Genomic DNA, 16,656 nt, shown 5'->3' on the forward strand with positions numbered 1-16,656 from the left:
GCCTGCTCGCGAAGAGGCCCTCCCTAACGACACAAAAACCACTGCCCATCAGAGGCAGAGCACCTCAATAACCGTGAGGCAAAAAACCGTGATCGAGACCCTGAACCATCTCCCGCATCCGCACGAAAGCGCGGCCGCCCTCGCCGGCCATTTCACCGATCTGGCACCGCCGCTCAACGCTCGGCAGGCGCATCTGGAAGCCTCGCGCTGCCTGTATTGCTACGACGCGCCGTGCGTCAATGCGTGCCCGAGCGAGATCGACATCCCTTCGTTCATCCGCAATATCCATCAGGACAACGTGCCCGGTGCTGCGCAGAAAATCCTTTCGGCGAACATCCTTGGCGGCAGTTGCGCGCGAGTCTGTCCCACTGAAATCCTTTGCCAGCAAGCCTGCGTGCGCAACAACGCCCAGGAATGCGCGCCAGTGCTGATCGGCCTGTTGCAGCGCTACGCCGTGGACAACGCGAATTTCACTGAACACCCATTCCAGCGCGCCGCTAACACTGGCAAACGCATCGCCGTGGTCGGCGCCGGGCCGGCGGGTTTGTCCTGCGCTCACCGCAGCGCCATGCACGGGCATGACGTGGTGATTTTCGAAGCGCGGGAGAAGGCTGGCGGCCTGAATGAATACGGGATCGCCAAGTACAAACTGGTCGACGACTACGCGCAGAAGGAGCTGGATTTTCTCCTGCAAATCGGCGGTATCGAAATCCGTCACGGACACAAACTCGGCGACAACCTGACCCTCAGCGAATTGCATCAGCAGTTCGACGCCGTGTTCCTCGGCCTCGGTCTCAACGCCAGCAAGCAACTTGGTCTGGCTCACGAAGACGCTCCCGGACTGCTCGCCGCCACTGACTACATCCGCGAACTGCGCCAGGCCGATGACCTGACGCAACTGCCACTGGCCGAGCGCTGCATCGTCCTCGGCGCCGGCAACACCGCGATCGACATGGCCGTGCAAATGGCGCGCCTGGGGGCCCGCGATGTCAATCTGGTGTATCGCCGTGGTGTCACGGACATGGGCGCTACCGGCCACGAACAAGACATCGCCAAGGCCAATCAGGTACGCCTGTTGACCTGGGCACAACCGGAGGAGGTTTTGCTCGACGAACAGGGCAAGGTCCGCGGCATGCGTTTCGCCCGTACCGATCTGGTCGACGGTCGCCTGCAAACCACCGGGGAAACCTTCGAGCTGGCTGCTGATGCGATCTTCAAAGCCATCGGCCAGGCCTTCGACGGCAGCGCTCTCGCCGACCCGTTGGCGCGTGAACTCAAGCGTCAGGGCGAGCGAATTCAGGTCGACGAAAATCTGCGCACGAGCATCCCCGGTGTGTACGCCGGCGGTGATTGCACCAGCCTCGATCAGGACCTCACCGTGCAAGCGGTGCAGCACGGCAAACTGGCCGCCGAGGCCATCAACGCTCAACTGATGCTCAACGTGGAGGCTGCGTAAATGGCCGATCTCTCGATAGTCTTCGCCGGCATCAAAGCGCCCAATCCGTTCTGGCTGGCCTCCGCGCCGCCGACCGACAAAGCCTACAACGTGGTTCGTGCCTTCGAGGCCGGCTGGGGTGGCGTGGTCTGGAAAACCCTGGGTGAAGACCCGGCGGCGGTCAACGTCTCTTCGCGCTACTCGGCGCACTACGGTAACAACCGAGAAGTGCTGGGCATCAACAACATCGAGCTGATCACCGACCGCTCGCTGGAGATCAACCTGCGTGAAATCACCCAGGTGAAAAAGGACTGGCCGGATCGCGCCCTCATCGTTTCACTGATGGTGCCGTGCGTCGAAGAGTCGTGGAAACACATCCTGCCGCTGGTGGAAGCCACCGGTGCCGATGGCATCGAACTGAATTTCGGCTGCCCCCACGGCATGCCCGAACGCGGCATGGGCGCGGCGGTCGGTCAGGTGCCGGAGTACGTCGAGCAAGTGACGCGCTGGTGCAAGACCTACTGCTCGCTGCCAGTGATCGTCAAACTGACGCCGAACATCACCGACATCCGCGTCGCCACCCGCGCCGCGCATCGGGGTGGCGCCGATGCGGTGTCGCTGATCAACACCATCAACTCGATCACCAGCGTCGACCTGGAACACATGGTCGCCCTGCCCACCGTCGGCAGCAAAAGCACCCACGGCGGTTACTGCGGTTCAGCGGTCAAACCGATTGCGCTGAACATGGTCGCGGAAATCGCTCGTGATCCGCAGACCCAAGGTTTACCGATCTGCGGGATCGGCGGCATCGGCAGTTGGCGCGATGCGGCGGAATTCATGGCACTGGGCAGCGGCGCGGTGCAGGTGTGCACGGCGGCGATGCTGCATGGCTTCCGTATTGTCGAGGAGATGAAGGATGGCCTGTCACGCTGGATGGACAGTCAGGGCTACGCCAACATTGCCGAGTTTTCCGGACGCGCCGTGGGCAACACCACGGACTGGAAGTATCTGGATATCAACTATCAGGTGATCGCGAAGATTGATCAGGAGGCGTGCATCGGTTGCGGGCGTTGCCACATTGCCTGCGAAGACACTTCACATCAGGCGATCAGTAGCCTGAAGCAAGCAGACGGGACGCATAAATACGAAGTGATCGATGACGAGTGTGTGGGCTGCAATTTGTGTCAGATCACCTGTCCGGTGGCTGATTGCATCGAGATGGTGCCGATGGAGACGGGCAAGCCGTTTCTGGATTGGAATCATGATCCGAGGAATCCCTACCATGTAGCTCTCTGACTGATCGTTCCCACGCTTTGCGTGGGAACGATCAGGGGAAAGGCTTATGGCTCTAACCCGATCCCGCGCAAAATCACACTGGTCACCGTCTGCACCGCCCGCTCGAACTGCATGTCCGACAGCGGCTGGTGATCATTCAAGATATTCACCTGATGATCGAAGTCGGCGTAGTGCTGGGTCGAGGCCCAGATCATGTATAGCAGGCTCGACGGTTCCACCGGCAGGATGCGCTTGTCCTCGACCCACTGGCGGATCTTCGCTTCTTTCATCTTCGCCCAGTCATACAGGCTGGCATCCAGCGCCTCGCCGAGGGTAGGCGCGCCATGAATGATTTCATTGGCCCAGACTTTCGAGCCGTAAGGTCGGCTGCGCGAGTGGTTCATCTTGGCGCGGATGTAGCTGCTCAGCACCACACGCGGATCGTCGAACATCTCGAAGCACAGCGCGTCCTGTTTCCACACTTCCAGCAGATCGAACAGCACCGCGCTGTACAGCTCGCTCTTGGTTGAAAAGTAGTAATGCAGGTTGGAGCGCGGCAGTTGCACTTCGGCGGCGATGTCGGCCATGGCGGTGCTGCCGAAGCCTTTTTCGGCGAAAACCTTTTCCGCGGCGAGGAGGATTTTTTCGACGTTACTGCGACGAATCTCGATCTTGTGATTGCCCATGTGGGCTCCCTGACAACAACGTTGCGCAAGACTAGCATCCGCTCTGCCACCGGGGCGACCGCTGAAAACAAAACATCGTACCGGCAAGGACGGATGGCTAAACTGGCGGCTTCTTCGATTCTGCCTCAGAGGTACCCGCGATGCTGTTCAAGAATGTCCTGACCACCACTGCCCTGCTCGCCTCGCTGTTGGCCGCATCCTCGGCATTTGCCCACGCCCACCTGAAAAGCCAGACCCCGGCGGCCGACAGCTCCGTCACGGCACCGGCGGATCTGCGCCTGACCTTCTCCGAAGGCGTTGAAGCAACCTTCACCAAAGTCACCCTGACCAAGGATGGCGCGCCAGTCACAGTCAAACCGCTGACCACCGAAGGCAAAGACAAGAAAACCCTGATCGTCACCCCCGCCGCACCGCTGACTGCCGGCGAATACAAAGTCGAATGGCACGCCGTGTCGGTCGACACACATAAAAGCGAAGGCGCCTACCAATTCAAGGTTGGCCAGTAATTCATGAGCGAAGCGCTGGTGCTGTGCCGGTTCCTGCATTTCACCGTGGTGTTGATGCTGTTCGGGGTGTGGTTGTTCAGGCCATTGCTGCTCAAGGGTGGAGCGCCAGCGCTGGACGTTGGTATTTCGCGGCTGGCACCTTGGCTTGCTGCCGTTGCGCTGGCCAGTGGCATGGCCTGGGCGTTGCTTATCACCGCGAGCATGGCCGGTTCGGCGGCGGCAGCTTTTGATCCGGACACGGTTGCACTGGTGTTGGGCAATACCTTTTTTGGTCAGGTCTGGCGCTGGCACCTGTTGATCAACGCAGTGTTGCTGGCGTTGCTGTTTACGCCATGGCGTTCGAACCTGCCGTTGCGCCTGGGCTTGAGCGCGCTGCTGTTGGCGACACTGGCGCCGGTCGGACATGGCGCGATGCTTGATGGTCTCAGCGGCCAACTGTTGATTCTCAACCAGATCATCCACCTGACCTGCGTGGCGGCGTGGCTTGGCGGGTTGTTGCTGCTGATGATGATTTTGCGCCGGCCCAGTGAACCGATGCGCAAGATTCTGCGACGCTTCAGCGGGATCGGATATGCGCTGGTTGCAGGCCTGCTGATCACCGGGTTGCTCAACGTTCGCGTGCTGACCGGCCAGTGGTGGCCGACACCGCTATTCACGGGGTTTGCGCTGATTCTGTTGATCAAGGCGATGATCGTGCTGGGGATGCTCGGGCTGGCGCTGTTCAATCGTATGCGGATCGACGACTGCGAACAGCGGATGGCCGCGCTCAGGCGCAGTGTGGTGCTGGAGTGGTTGCTGGGGATTGGTGCTGTCGCGGCTGTGTCGCTGCTCGGCACCCTGCCCCCGATGATCACAGCCTGAAAAGCAAAAAAACTTAATGTGGCTGCGTATCGCCTGCCGCCGTATCGATACTCACCACCACCGACATCCCCGGCCGTAGTCGTTCCTCTTCCTGCTGGCCCTCATCAATGGTGATCCGCACCGGCACCCGCTGGGCGATTTTGACGAAGTTGCCGGTGGCGTTGTCCGCCTGCAACAGGGCAAATTCAGAGCCGGTGCCCGGCGAAATATGCTGCACATGCCCGGTGAATTTACGGTGGTTCAACGCATCAACGGTGAAGCGCACCGGTTGCCCGACCCGCACGTTGTCCATTTGGGTTTCCTTCATGTTGGCGATCACCCATTTCTGGTTTGGCACCAACGCCATCAGCTGCGCCCCGGAATTAACGTAGGCACCGAGGCGCACGCCGATCTGCCCGAGCTGGCCGTCGCGCGGGGCGACGATGCGTGTGTTCGACAGGTCGATGCGCGCCAGTTGCACTGCCGCTTCGGCGCTGGCCACCGCCGCTTCCAGCGAACCGCGATTGACGATCACTGTTTGCAGATCCTGCCGAGCGATTTCCAGATTGGCCTTGGCTTGCGCTACCGCAGCAACGCCTTGCGCATTGGCCGCCAGCGCCACGTCCATCTCACGTTTGGACACCGAGCCGTCACGCACCAGCTCCTTGTTACGCCGCAAGTCCGCCTCGCTTTTACGCAACTGCGCTTCGCTGTCGGCCACCACCGCCTGACGCAATTTGATCGTCGCTTCAGCGCTGTTACGTTGTTGCACCACGTTGGCCAGGGAGGCTTTCTGCACCGCCAGTTGCGCCAGTGATTGATCGAGGCGCTGCTGATAGATGCGGTCGTCCAGACGCACCAGCAAATCGCCGGCCTTCACAAACTGGAAATCCTGCACCGGCACTTCATAGACATAACCTGCAAGCTGCGGGCCGATGATCGTCACCTGCCCGCGCACCAAGGCGTTTTCGGTGGTCTCGACCGCGCTGCTGAACGGCGGCAGTTGCCAGGCGTAGAGCACGATCAGCACACCGACGATGGCAATCGCGGCAAAACCCAGCGACGAGATAATTCGCACCCGCAGCGAGCGCGGCTCGGTGTTCGGCGATGACGGCGGCGCGACACCCTCGGGCGTGGCGGCGATGGCGTTGGTGGTGGTCGTGGTCGGCTCGGTCATGAAGAAATGGCACCGCTATTAGTTACGGAAGGCTGAACGGGGGTAGCGGCGACGGCTTTGGTGGTGCTCATCAGCCACAGCGCACGAATGGAAATCCAGATCATGGTCAGCACCGCGATCACCGCGATGAGCATGAACACATCGTTATAGGCCAGCACATTGGCTTCGCGAGTCGCCGCGTTCGACAGACTGCGAATGCCCGCCAGATTGCGCAAGCTCGGGTCAGCCAGCAGCGAACCGTAAGCCGATCCACCACTCTGCACGCGCGCCGCCACCAGCGGATCGGACAACGTCAGGTGCTCGACGATATGGCTGGAATGAAACTTCTCACGCACGATCTGGAAGGTGCCGAGCAACGCCGAGCCGAGCAGTCCGCCGAGGTTATTGCAGATCCCGAACAGCACGGAAAAACTTACCAGATTGCGCGGATTGGTCAGCACGTTGCGCGTGCCCAGCACCATGGTTGGCCCAAGGAAGAACGTACTGCCGAACGCCAACAGGAACTGGCTGAAATACAGGTTTTCCGGGCGAGTCAGGTTGTTCGAATAACTGTCCATCACCGAGCCGGTCGCCATCAGCGCCAGCGAGATGATCAACGGCAGGAGCAAGTGTTTCGGGTCGATGGTCAGCGCACTGGTGAGCAGGCCGGCGACGCTGCCGATCATCATCACCACGTACAGGCTGTGCAACTGCTGATTGCTCATGTTGAGGTACTGCATGAAACCCACGGCGCCGGTGGATTGTTCGGACGTGACCATGCGAATCAGCACCACCGCCAACGCCAGACGAATCATCACACCACTGCCGAGCCAGCGGGTCATCAGCAGCGGGTTGCTGCGATTATGTTCGATGGCGAGTCCGGCAAGAATCAACACAATCGAGGCGGCCAGCGCGACACCGATCCAGTCTTGCTCAAACCACCAATCGATGCGCCCCAACGACAGCACCGCACAGAGCAAAGCCACGCCGCTGGCGAGAATGGCAAAGGTCAGGAAATCGAGTTTTTCGAAGGTTTTGAAACGGTCGCCGGGCGGCAACTTGAGCAGCAACACGCAACCCAGCGACAGCAGCGCCATGCCCAATTCGAACAGATACAAACCGCGCCATTCGGCGATCTGCAGCAAGTCCTCGGAGAACAAACGCGCCAGTGGCAAAGCCAGTTGCGAAGCACCCAGACCCAGCACCAGCGCCTTCATCCGCCACTTGGCCGGGAACGCCTGCACCATGTAATACAAGCCCAGTGAACTGAGCGCCGCGCCGACCATACCGTGCGCCGCCCGCACGGCAATCGCCGAGTTCAGGTCGTTGACGAACAAATGGCCGAAGGTCACCAGCGCATACAGCACCAGAAACACCTCGGTGAATGCGCGTAAACCGAACTGTTGGCGGAACTTCACCAGCAGCAGGTTCATCGACACATTGGTCATCACGTATGCCGCCGGCAGCCAGGCCATTTCCGCCGTGGTCGCGCCGATCGCGCCTTGCAGATAAATCAGGTTGGCGACCACCAGCGAATTACCCAACCCACCGGTCAACGCCACCAGCAACCCGACCAGCGCATAGGCCAGGCGCTTGGGGTTGGAATGCAGCGGCGTCGAGGGGGAACCGGGCAGACTGGGCTTCTCGTGAGGCTGCCAGTCGCGCGGGGCGTATCGATCCATTAAAAGGCCTTGAGCTGGAAGTTGCTGAAGTTTGCCGCAAAACTGCCGGTAAACCCATATCCCTGTGGGAGCTGGCTTGCCAGCGATGAGGGCATTGAGGGCTGCCAGGCCCGCGAAGTCATCGTATAACTTCCAGTTGACATTCCCCGAAAGCTCCGTAAATATCGCCTCCGATGTTGTACGACAACGCACAACACTAATAAAAACAAGAACAATAAGGGAGCGTTACAGTGAGCACATTCGTCTGCAATTCCGTCCGCCATTCCCGCTTCTCAATCACCCGCCCATGCTCCACGCTAAGCCTGATCGGTTGCAGCAGCCTTGCACTCGCCTTGCCGATGAGCGCCGATGCCGAAGGCTTTCTCGAGGACAGCAAAGCCACGCTGAATCTGCGCAACGCCTACTTCAATCGCAACTTCGTCAACCCAGCCTACCCGCAGGGCAAAGCCGAAGAGTGGACGCAGAGCTTCATCCTCGATGCCAAATCCGGCTTCACCCAAGGCACCGTCGGTTTCGGTCTGGACATCCTGGGGCTGTATTCGCAAAAGCTCGATGGCGGCAAAGGCACCGGTGGCACGCAGTTGCTGCCGATCCACGATGACGGGCGGCCGGCCGACAATTTCGGACGCATGGGTGTGGCGCTGAAGGCCAAGGTTTCCAAGACAGAACTGAAGGTCGGCGAATGGATGCCAGTGCTGCCGATTTTGCGCTCGGACGATGGCCGCTCCCTGCCCCAGACCTTTCGTGGTGGGCAGATCACCTCCACCGAGATCAACGGCCTGAGTCTCTATGGCGGTCAGTTCCGCGGTAACAGCCCGCGCAACGACGCGAGCATGGAGGACATGTCGATGAACGGCCGCGGTGCGTTCACCTCGGATCGTTTTAATTTCGGTGGCGGCGAATACACCTTCAACGACAAGCGCACGATGATCGGCGTGTGGTACGCCGAACTCACCGACATCTACCAGCAGCAGTACTTCAATCTGAGCCACAGCCAACCGCTGGGCGACTGGACCCTGGGCGCCAACCTCGGCTTCTTCACCGGCAAGGAAGACGGCAGTGCCCAGGCCGGCGACCTCGACAACAAGACCGCGTTTGCCATGCTCTCGGCCAAGTACGGCGGCAACACCTTCTACGTCGGCCTGCAAAAACTCACCGGCGACAGCGCGTGGATGCGGGTCAACGGCACCAGCGGTGGCACCCTCGCCAACGACAGCTACAACGCCAGTTACGACAACGCCAAGGAGCGCTCCTGGCAGTTGCGCCACGATTACAACTTCGTCGCGCTTGGCATTCCCGGGCTGACCCTGATGAACCGCTACATCAGCGGCGATAACGTGCACACGGGAACAATCACAGACGGCAAGGAATGGGGCCGCGAATCTGAACTGGCCTACACCGTGCAAAGCGGCGCGTTGAAAAACCTCAATGTGAAATGGCGTAACGCGACGATTCGCCGGGACTTCAGCACCAACGAGTTTGATGAGAACCGGATCTTTATCAGCTATCCGATTTCGTTGTTGTAACAGTTAGTACAAGCGCAAACCTCTGGCAAACCGATGACCTGTGGCGAGGGGATTTATCCCCGACGGGTTGCGCAGCAGCCCCCTTGGTTTTTCAGAAAAAACGCTGACGACTGCTGCGCAGCCGATCGGGGATAAATCCCCTCGCCACAGAAGCGCGCAGCAGGAGAATGGATCAGCCCTTCCGTCATTTACACCAAAAGTCGCGTTGACAAGATCCAGAAACCCTACCGATACTTCAGCTCAGTCATACGACAACCTACAACAAACCTAAAAACAAAACGTGTAAGGGATTGCCATGACGTCTACCTCTACTCCCCGCGCCCCGTTTAATCGACTGCTGCTTACCGGCGCCGCCGGTGGTTTGGGCAAAGTTCTGCGCGAACGCCTGCGCCCCTACGCCAACGTGCTGCGACTTTCAGACATCGCCGCCCTCACCCCGGCCATCGATGATCGCGAAGAAGTCGTCGTCTGCGACCTCGCCGACAAACAGGCCGTGCATCAACTGGTCGAAGGTGTCGATGCGATCCTGCATTTCGGCGGCGTATCCGTGGAGCGGCCGTTTGAAGAGATCCTCGGCGCCAACATCTGCGGCGTCTTCCACATCTATGAAGCCGCACGCCGCCATGGTGTGAAACGGGTGATCTTCGCCAGTTCCAACCATGTCATCGGCTTCTACAAACAGGACGAACAACTCGACGCCAGCTCCGCCCGCCGCCCCGACGGTTACTACGGTTTGTCCAAGTCCTACGGCGAAGACATGGCCAGTTTCTATTTCGATCGCTACGGCATCGAGACCGTCAGCATCCGCATCGGCTCTTCGTTCCCCGAACCGCAGAACCGCCGAATGATGCACACCTGGCTGAGCTTCGACGACCTCACCCAACTGCTCGAACGCTCCCTCTATACCCCAAACGTTGGCCACACCGTGGTCTACGGCATGTCCGACAACAAGGACGTGTGGTGGGACAACCGCTTCGCCAGCCACCTCGGGTTCGAAGCAAAGGACAGCTCAGAAGTGTTCCGCGAAAAAGTCGAAGCGCAGCCGATGCCGGCGGCCGATGACCCGGCGCGGATCTATCAGGGTGGTGCTTTCGTTGCGGCTGGTCCGTTCGGCGACTGACCGCTCTGCTGTCCACTTGATCCCCCTCCAATAAAAACCAAGGGAATGAGTATGCAAGCCGAATTGATCGTCGACGCCCGCAACGCGGTCGGTGAGAGCCCGGTCTGGGTCGCGCAGGAAAACGCCCTGTATTGGGTGGATATTCCCAATGGCGGCCTGCAACGCTGGAGCGCCGACACCGGCCATGTCCATGCCTGGAAAGCCCCTGAAATGCTCGCCTGCATTGCTCGCCACAGCCGTGGCGGCTGGATCGCCGGCATGGAAAGCGGTTTTTTCCATCTGCACCCGCACAACGATGGCAGCCTCGATACCGAACGGCTCGCACGGGTTGAACACCGCCGAGACGACATGCGCCTCAACGATGGCCGCTGCGATCGTCAGGGACGGTTCTGGGCCGGCAGCATGGTGCTGAACATGGGCCTGAATGCGCCCGAAGGCCGGCTCTATCGGTATAGCGCAGGTCAGTCGGGGCCGGTTGAAGCGCAACTCGACGGTTTCGTCGTGCCCAACGGCCTCGGCTTCAGTCCCGACGGCAAGACGATGTACCTGTCCGACTCGCACCCCAACGTGCAACTGATCTGGGCTTTCGACTACGACACCGCCAGCGGCACACCGTCCAACCGCCGCGTCCTCGTCGACATGAATCACTACTGCGGTCGCCCCGACGGTGCGGCCGTGGACGCCGACGGTTGCTACTGGATCTGCGCCAACGACGCCGGTCTCATCCACCGGTTCACCCCCGACGGACGACTCGACTACTCGCTGGCGGTGCCAGTGAAAAAACCGACCATGTGCGCCTTCGGCGGCAGTGCAATGGACACCCTGTTCGTCGCCTCGATTCGCCCCGGTGACGATCACGATCCGCAGTCTCTGGCCGGCGGCGTATTCGCGCTGACACCCGGCGTCAAAGGCCTGCCGGAACCCTTGTTTGACGATTTGCTTTAACCCGCCTCTGCTGCACCGCTGTGCCTTGAACACAAAAATAACAAGACTGGAGACACCCCCCATGGACTTCAAACGCACGTTGCTCGCCGCTGCACTCCCGCTGATGTTTACCTTCACCAGCGCCGCCCAGGCGCTGGAAATCAAGTTCGCCGATATCCACCCCGCCGGTTATCCGACCGTGGTTGCCGAGGAAAGCATGGGCAAAGCCCTGACCAAGGAAACCAATGGCGATCTCACCTTCAAGTATTTCCCCGGAGGCGTGCTCGGCTCGGAAAAAGAGGTGATTGAACAGGCACAGGTCGGCGCAATCCAGATGACCCGTGTCAGCCTGGGTATCGTCGGCCCGGTGGTGCCTGACGTGAACGTATTCAACATGCCATTCATCTTCCGCGACCAGGCGCACATGCGCGCGGTGATCGATGGCGAAGTCGGCGATGCGATTCTCGACCGGATCACCAACTCCGAATTCGGCCTGGTGGCCTTGGCGTGGATGGACGGTGGTACGCGCAACATCTACACCAAAAAACCAGTGCGCAAACTCGAAGACCTCAAGGGCATGAAGATCCGCGTGCAAGGCAACCCGATGTTCATCGAGACCATCAACGCCATGGGCGGCAACGGCATCGCCATGGACACCGGCGAAATCTTCAGCGCCCTGCAAACCGGCGTCATCGACGGCGCGGAGAACAACCCGCCGACCCTGCTGGAACACAACCACTTCCAGAACGCCAAATTCTATAGCCTGACCGGGCACCTGATCCTGCCCGAGCCGATCGTGATGTCGAAGATCACCTGGGAAAAACTCACCCCCGACCAACAGACGCTGGTGAAGAAAGCCGCCAAGGCTGCCCAGCTTGAAGAGCGCGCACTGTGGGATGCGAAATCCGCCAGCAGCGAAGAAAAACTCAAGGCCGCCGGCGTCGAATTCATCACCGTCGACAAGAAACCTTTCTACGAGGCCACCGCCTCAATCCGCGAGAAGTACGGCGCGCCCTACGCCGATCTGATCAAGCGCATCGAAGCCGTTCAGTAACCCTCCCTGCCCTCAACGAAAGGCCCGGCAGCACAGACCTCGCTGGATGTCTGTGCCTGCCCGGTTACGGTGGAACCCGATGAAGAATTTGCTGCTGAGCATCAATGACCGGATCTACATGGCCTGCATCTGGGTCGCCGGTCTGTCGGTGCTGACCATTTCCCTGATCATTCCCTGGGGCGTTTTCGCCCGTTACGTCCTCGGCACCGGTTCGAGCTGGCCGGAGCCCACCGCCATCCTGCTGATGATGGTCTTCACCTTCATCGGCGCCGCCGCCAGTTACCGCGCCGGTGCGCACATGGCCGTGGCGATGGTCACCGACCGTTTGCCACCCAACCTGCGAAAAACCATGAGCATCGTTTCGCAACTGCTGATGGCAACCATCTGCCTGTTCATGACCATCTGGGGCACCAAGCTGTGCCTGTCGACCTGGAACCAGTTCATGAGCGCCCTGCCCACTTTGCGCGTCGGCATCACCTACATGCCGATCCCGATTGGCGGCGCGTTGACGCTGATTTTCGTGCTGGAAAAACTCTTGCTCGGTGATCAGAGCAATCGCCGCGTGGTGCGGTTCGATCTGGTTGAAGAAAACGAAGGGGCTGCCTGATGGACGCTTTTATTCTGCTGGGCAGTTTTATCGCATTGATCCTGATCGGCATGCCGGTCGCCTACGCCCTCGGCCTGTCGGCGCTGATCGGCGCGTGGTGGATCGACATCCCGTTCCAGGCCTTGATGATTCAGGTGGCCGGTGGGGTGAACAAGTTTTCGCTGCTGGCGATTCCGTTCTTCGTATTGGCCGGGGCGATCATGGCCGAAGGCGGCATGTCGCGCAGGCTGGTGGCGTTCGCCGGAGTGCTGGTGGGGTTTGTGCGCGGTGGCCTGTCGCTGGTCAACATCATGGCCTCGACGTTTTTCGGCGCGATTTCCGGTTCCTCGGTGGCGGACACCGCCTCGGTCGGTTCGGTACTGATCCCGGAAATGGAACGCAAAGGCTATCCACGGGACTTCTCCACGGCGGTAACCGTCAGCGGTTCGGTACAAGCGCTGCTGACGCCGCCGAGCCACAACTCGGTGCTCTACTCGCTGGCGGCCGGCGGCACGGTATCGATTGCTTCGCTCTTCATGGCTGGCGTCGTGCCGGGCCTGCTGATGAGCGCGTGTCTGATGGTGTTGTGCCTGATCTTTGCGCGCAAACGCGACTACCCCAAAGGTGAAGTTATCCCGCTGCGTGAAGCCCTGAAAATCTGCGGCGAAGCGATGTGGGGCTTGATGGCGATGGTGATCATCCTCGGCGGCATCCTCTCGGGGATTTTCACCGCGACCGAGTCGGCAGCCATTGCCGTACTGTGGTCATTCTTCGTCACCATGTTCATCTACCGCGACTACAAGTGGAGTGAGCTGCCAAAACTGATGCACCGCACAGTGCGCACGATTTCGATCGTGATGATCCTGATCGGCTTCGCCGCCAGCTTCGGCTACATCATGACCCTGATGCAGATCCCGGCGAAGATCACCACGCTGTTCCTGACCCTGTCGGACAACCGCTACGTGATCCTGATGTGCATCAACGTCATGCTGTTGTTGCTCGGCACGGTGATGGACATGGCGCCGCTGATCCTGATCCTGACACCGATCCTGATGCCGGTGATTCTCGGCATCGGCGTCGACCCGGTGCAGTTCGGCATGATCATGCTGGTCAACCTGGGGATCGGGCTGATAACGCCGCCGGTAGGTGCGGTGTTGTTTGTCGGTTCGGCGGTGGGCAAGGTCAGCATCGAAAGCACCGTGAAGGCGCTGCTGCCGTTCTATGCCGTGCTGTTTCTGGTGTTGATGCTGGTGACTTACGTTCCGGCGATTTCGCTGTGGTTGCCGCATTTGGTGTTGTAACACTGTAACTGTGGTGAGGGAGCAAGCTCCCTCACCACAAGGTTTACCTCACGCCCGCAACAACATATACCCCGCCACCACCAGACACACGCTGGCAAACCCAACCTGTAATGCCCGAGCCGGCACCCGCGCACAAAGCTTGCGACCGATGATCATGCCGACGACGCTGGCAACAATGAACGCCGCGCCCTGGCTGTCGATCCGCACCCCGGCATGAAACGCACCGATCACCCCGATCGCCGAGATCAAACTGATTACCATCAGCGACGTTGCAACGATGCCGCGCATTTGCACGTCGGTCAGTTGCTTGAATGCCGGCACGATCAGGAAACCGCCGCCAACACCAAGCAATCCGGACACCACCCCGGTGACCGCACCTAACGCCGCAAGGGTCGCGGTGCATTTGGCGGTCCAGTCGAAGCGCCCGGTCTCTTCATCGAGCATGCAGTTCTTCTGCCCCCAACTGGCGTGACCGTGGTCACTCGGACCTTGCGCCTGACGCTCACGCCGCAACATGCGCCAGGCGACCATGACCATCAGCAGGCTGAACAGAATCATCAGGATCTTCTCGGGCAACTGATGCGCGAAGTAGATCCCCAGCGGTGAAAACACCGCACCGAGCGCTGCAATCAACAGTGCCGCGCGATAACGCACCAGACCATGGCGCAACCCATCGATGGCGCCGACGGCCGCCGCACTGCCCACAGCGAACAGCGCTACTGGAGCGGCCTGCGTCATCGTCCAGCCGAGCCCGAGCACCAGCGCCGGCACCGCGAGAATTCCGCCACCGGCCCCGGTCAGCCCAAGAACCAGCCCCATCACCACGCCAAACAGACTTGCCAGCAACATAGGGAGTTCTCAGTCAACCTTCGACAAACCGGTCAGCCATTCGCGGCCTTTGAGCATGCCGTTCCAGTAGAACCACGGTAGCAGCGTCGCCTTCAGCCACCAGGCCGAACGGCGCGGTACGGTCGGGTCCAGAGGAAAGGTCGGCAATAACTTCCCGGCATAACCGAACTCGGCAAGGATCACCTTGCCCTTCTCCACCGTGAGTGGGCAGGAACCGTAACCGTCGTACTTCAGCGGCAGCGGCTGGTGATTGCGCAGGGCCAGCAGGTTCGCGGCCACCACGACAACTTGCTTGCGCACTGCCGCAGCGGTTTTCGCATTGCTGGTGCCGCAGATATCGCCGAGCGCAAACACCTCTGGATAACGCGGATGCTGCAGGCTATGCGGATTGACTTCGCACCAGCCGGCAGCGTCGGCCAAAGGGCTTTGCGCGATGAAATCCGGCGAAACCTGGGGCGGCACGACGTGTAGCAGATCGAAGGTTTTCGCCTGGCGAGTGACGTTGCCATCAGCGTCCTTGACCTCGAACCACGCAGTTTTCGCCGGGCCGTCGACCTTGACCAGATTCGAGTTGAAGGCCAATTGCGCGTTGTATTTTTCGATGTATTTCATCAGCGGCGGTACGAACGTCGCCACGCCGAACAGCGCAGCACCGGCCAGGTTGAACTCCACCTCGACCTTGTTCAGCACGCCGTTTTTTCGCCAAAAATCGCACGACAGGTACAACGCCTTTTGCGGCGCCCCCGCGCATTTGATCGGCATCGCCGGTTGGGTGAACAGCGCCTTGCCGCCGCGCAGTTTCTGCACCTGATCCCAGGTGTATTGCGCGTGCTGATAGCTGTAGTTGGACGTAACGCCGTGCTGGCCGAGGCTTTCCTGCAAGCCTTCGATTTTTTCCCAGGCCAGGCGCAGGCCCGGGCAGACGATCAGATTTTGATAGCTGACCGTGCGCTGATCATTGAGGGTGAGTTGGCGGTTGTCGGGATCAATTGCGGTCACCGCTGCCTGAATCCAGTTGGCCTGACGCGGCATCACTTTGGTCATCGGTCTTACAGTGTCTTTTACGTCGTAGGCGCCACCACCGACCAGCGTCCATGCCGGTTGGTAGTAATGCTGGGCACTTGGTTCGATCACAGTGATCTTCAAGTGCGGATCGCGCTTGAGCAGACTGGCGACGAAGCCGATGCCGGCAGTGCCGCCGCCGATGACCACGATATCTGCACTGATGGATGGGCCCCAGTGTTGATCGTTCATTGCTTGTTCCTTATGGCTGCGCGCACGGATTGTTCTTGCCAGCACTCCTGCAATTGAATGGTGTGCTGGCTGACATTTATTGGTGACCCAGGCTTTTCAGGACGGCACCGCAATACAGCCCGGAGAGGGTTTTCATCACCTGGATGACTTCAGGACTGGCGAGGCCGTAAAAAATGTACTTGCCGTCACGACGGGTCGCGACAAGCCCTTCATCGCGCAAAATACCCAATTGCTGAGACAGCGTCGGCTGGCGTACACCGGTCATTTTTTCCAGCTCGCCGACGTTGCGCTCGCCCTGTGTCAGCTGGCACAGAATCAACAGGCGATCCTCGTTGGCCATGGCCTTGAGCAACGCGCAGGCCTTGGAGGCCGAGGCGCGCAATTGGGCGACTTCACATTCGGTCAGACTGGATTGCATTTGCAGGATGCCTTCAACGTCACTTAAGCTGCGAACATTATGTT

16 protein-coding genes are annotated in these 16,656 nt (G+C 60.1%); 10 read left to right on the top strand and 6 right to left on the bottom strand.

Translation table 11 applies throughout. The annotated features are described in order from the left end of the window. Positions 1-88 precede the first annotated feature (88 nt). Both ACA069_RS16945 and preA read left to right on the top strand, forming a co-directional pair. Positions 89-1,456, top strand: a complete 1,368-nt coding sequence (locus tag ACA069_RS16945; RefSeq protein WP_187681189.1) for an NAD(P)-dependent oxidoreductase — start codon at positions 89-91, stop codon at positions 1,454-1,456. Then, on the top strand, positions 1,457-2,731 hold the full coding sequence (gene preA, locus ACA069_RS16950; protein ID WP_497614476.1) for an NAD-dependent dihydropyrimidine dehydrogenase subunit PreA: 1,275 nt from the start codon (positions 1,457-1,459) through the stop codon (positions 2,729-2,731). Between the two features lie 44 nt (positions 2,732-2,775). On the opposite strand, the gene ACA069_RS16955 is transcribed toward preA, so the two are convergent. Continuing rightward, positions 2,776-3,396, bottom strand: a complete 621-nt coding sequence (locus tag ACA069_RS16955) for a TetR/AcrR family transcriptional regulator (RefSeq protein ID WP_187681191.1) — start codon at positions 3,394-3,396, stop codon at positions 2,776-2,778. A gap of 140 nt (positions 3,397-3,536) precedes the next feature. On the opposite strand from ACA069_RS16955, the gene copC reads away from it, so the two are divergent. Both copC and copD read left to right on the top strand, forming a co-directional pair. Next, a complete protein-coding gene (gene copC, locus ACA069_RS16960; protein ID WP_497614479.1) occupies positions 3,537-3,902 on the top strand; it encodes a copper homeostasis periplasmic binding protein CopC in 366 nt (121 codons plus the stop codon). A gap of 3 nt (positions 3,903-3,905) precedes the next feature. After that, positions 3,906-4,763, top strand: coding sequence for a copper homeostasis membrane protein CopD (copD, locus tag ACA069_RS16965; RefSeq protein WP_497614480.1), 858 nt, complete (start codon positions 3,906-3,908; stop codon positions 4,761-4,763). A 13-nt stretch (positions 4,764-4,776) separates the two neighbouring features. Here the strand turns inward: copD and ACA069_RS16970 are convergent, their stop codons facing one another. Together ACA069_RS16970 and ACA069_RS16975 are read right to left on the bottom strand one after the other, a co-directional pair. Then, entirely contained in the window at positions 4,777-5,919 is a 1,143-nt protein-coding gene (locus tag ACA069_RS16970) for an HlyD family secretion protein (protein WP_187681194.1), read from the bottom strand. Next, the gene (locus tag ACA069_RS16975; RefSeq protein WP_187681195.1) at positions 5,916-7,580 is read right to left on the bottom strand and encodes an MFS transporter; all 1,665 of its coding nucleotides are present in this window, start codon (positions 7,578-7,580) and stop codon (positions 5,916-5,918) included. The genes ACA069_RS16970 and ACA069_RS16975 overlap by 4 nt, the downstream gene beginning before the upstream one ends. A gap of 230 nt (positions 7,581-7,810) precedes the next feature. On the opposite strand from ACA069_RS16975, the gene ACA069_RS16980 reads away from it, so the two are divergent. The 6 genes from ACA069_RS16980 (at position 7,811) to ACA069_RS17005 (ending at position 14,091) form a co-directional block, all read left to right on the top strand. Continuing rightward, entirely contained in the window at positions 7,811-9,106 is a 1,296-nt protein-coding gene (locus ACA069_RS16980) for an OprD family porin (protein WP_497614483.1), read from the top strand. 295 nt (positions 9,107-9,401) lie between these two features. Beyond that, positions 9,402-10,226 (top strand): NAD-dependent epimerase/dehydratase family protein, encoded by an 825-nt coding sequence (locus ACA069_RS16985; RefSeq protein ID WP_497614485.1) that lies wholly within the window; start codon positions 9,402-9,404, stop codon positions 10,224-10,226. A 51-nt stretch (positions 10,227-10,277) separates the two neighbouring features. Beyond that, a complete protein-coding gene (locus ACA069_RS16990) occupies positions 10,278-11,171 on the top strand; it encodes an SMP-30/gluconolactonase/LRE family protein (protein ID WP_497614487.1) in 894 nt (297 codons plus the stop codon). A gap of 61 nt (positions 11,172-11,232) precedes the next feature. Further along, a complete protein-coding gene (locus ACA069_RS16995; RefSeq protein ID WP_497614489.1) occupies positions 11,233-12,204 on the top strand; it encodes a TRAP transporter substrate-binding protein in 972 nt (323 codons plus the stop codon). A 79-nt stretch (positions 12,205-12,283) separates the two neighbouring features. Further along, positions 12,284-12,811, top strand: coding sequence for a TRAP transporter small permease (locus ACA069_RS17000; protein WP_187681093.1), 528 nt, complete (start codon positions 12,284-12,286; stop codon positions 12,809-12,811). Next, positions 12,811-14,091, top strand: a complete 1,281-nt coding sequence (locus ACA069_RS17005; RefSeq protein ID WP_187681094.1) for a TRAP transporter large permease — start codon at positions 12,811-12,813, stop codon at positions 14,089-14,091. Before ACA069_RS17000 ends, ACA069_RS17005 begins: the two co-directional genes overlap by 1 nt. 48 nt (positions 14,092-14,139) lie before the next feature. Here the strand turns inward: ACA069_RS17005 and ACA069_RS17010 are convergent, their stop codons facing one another. From ACA069_RS17010 to ACA069_RS17020, 3 genes are all read right to left on the bottom strand, one after another. Next, a complete protein-coding gene (locus tag ACA069_RS17010; protein ID WP_187681095.1) occupies positions 14,140-14,940 on the bottom strand; it encodes a sulfite exporter TauE/SafE family protein in 801 nt (266 codons plus the stop codon). Between the two features lie 9 nt (positions 14,941-14,949). Next, the gene (locus ACA069_RS17015) at positions 14,950-16,194 is read right to left on the bottom strand and encodes an NAD(P)/FAD-dependent oxidoreductase (protein WP_497614491.1); all 1,245 of its coding nucleotides are present in this window, start codon (positions 16,192-16,194) and stop codon (positions 14,950-14,952) included. Between the two features lie 76 nt (positions 16,195-16,270). After that, the gene (locus tag ACA069_RS17020) at positions 16,271-16,612 is read right to left on the bottom strand and encodes an ArsR/SmtB family transcription factor (protein WP_497614493.1); all 342 of its coding nucleotides are present in this window, start codon (positions 16,610-16,612) and stop codon (positions 16,271-16,273) included. Positions 16,613-16,656: the final 44 nt, after the last annotated feature.

It is taken from the genome of Pseudomonas sp. LBUM1652 (genome assembly GCF_059716105.1).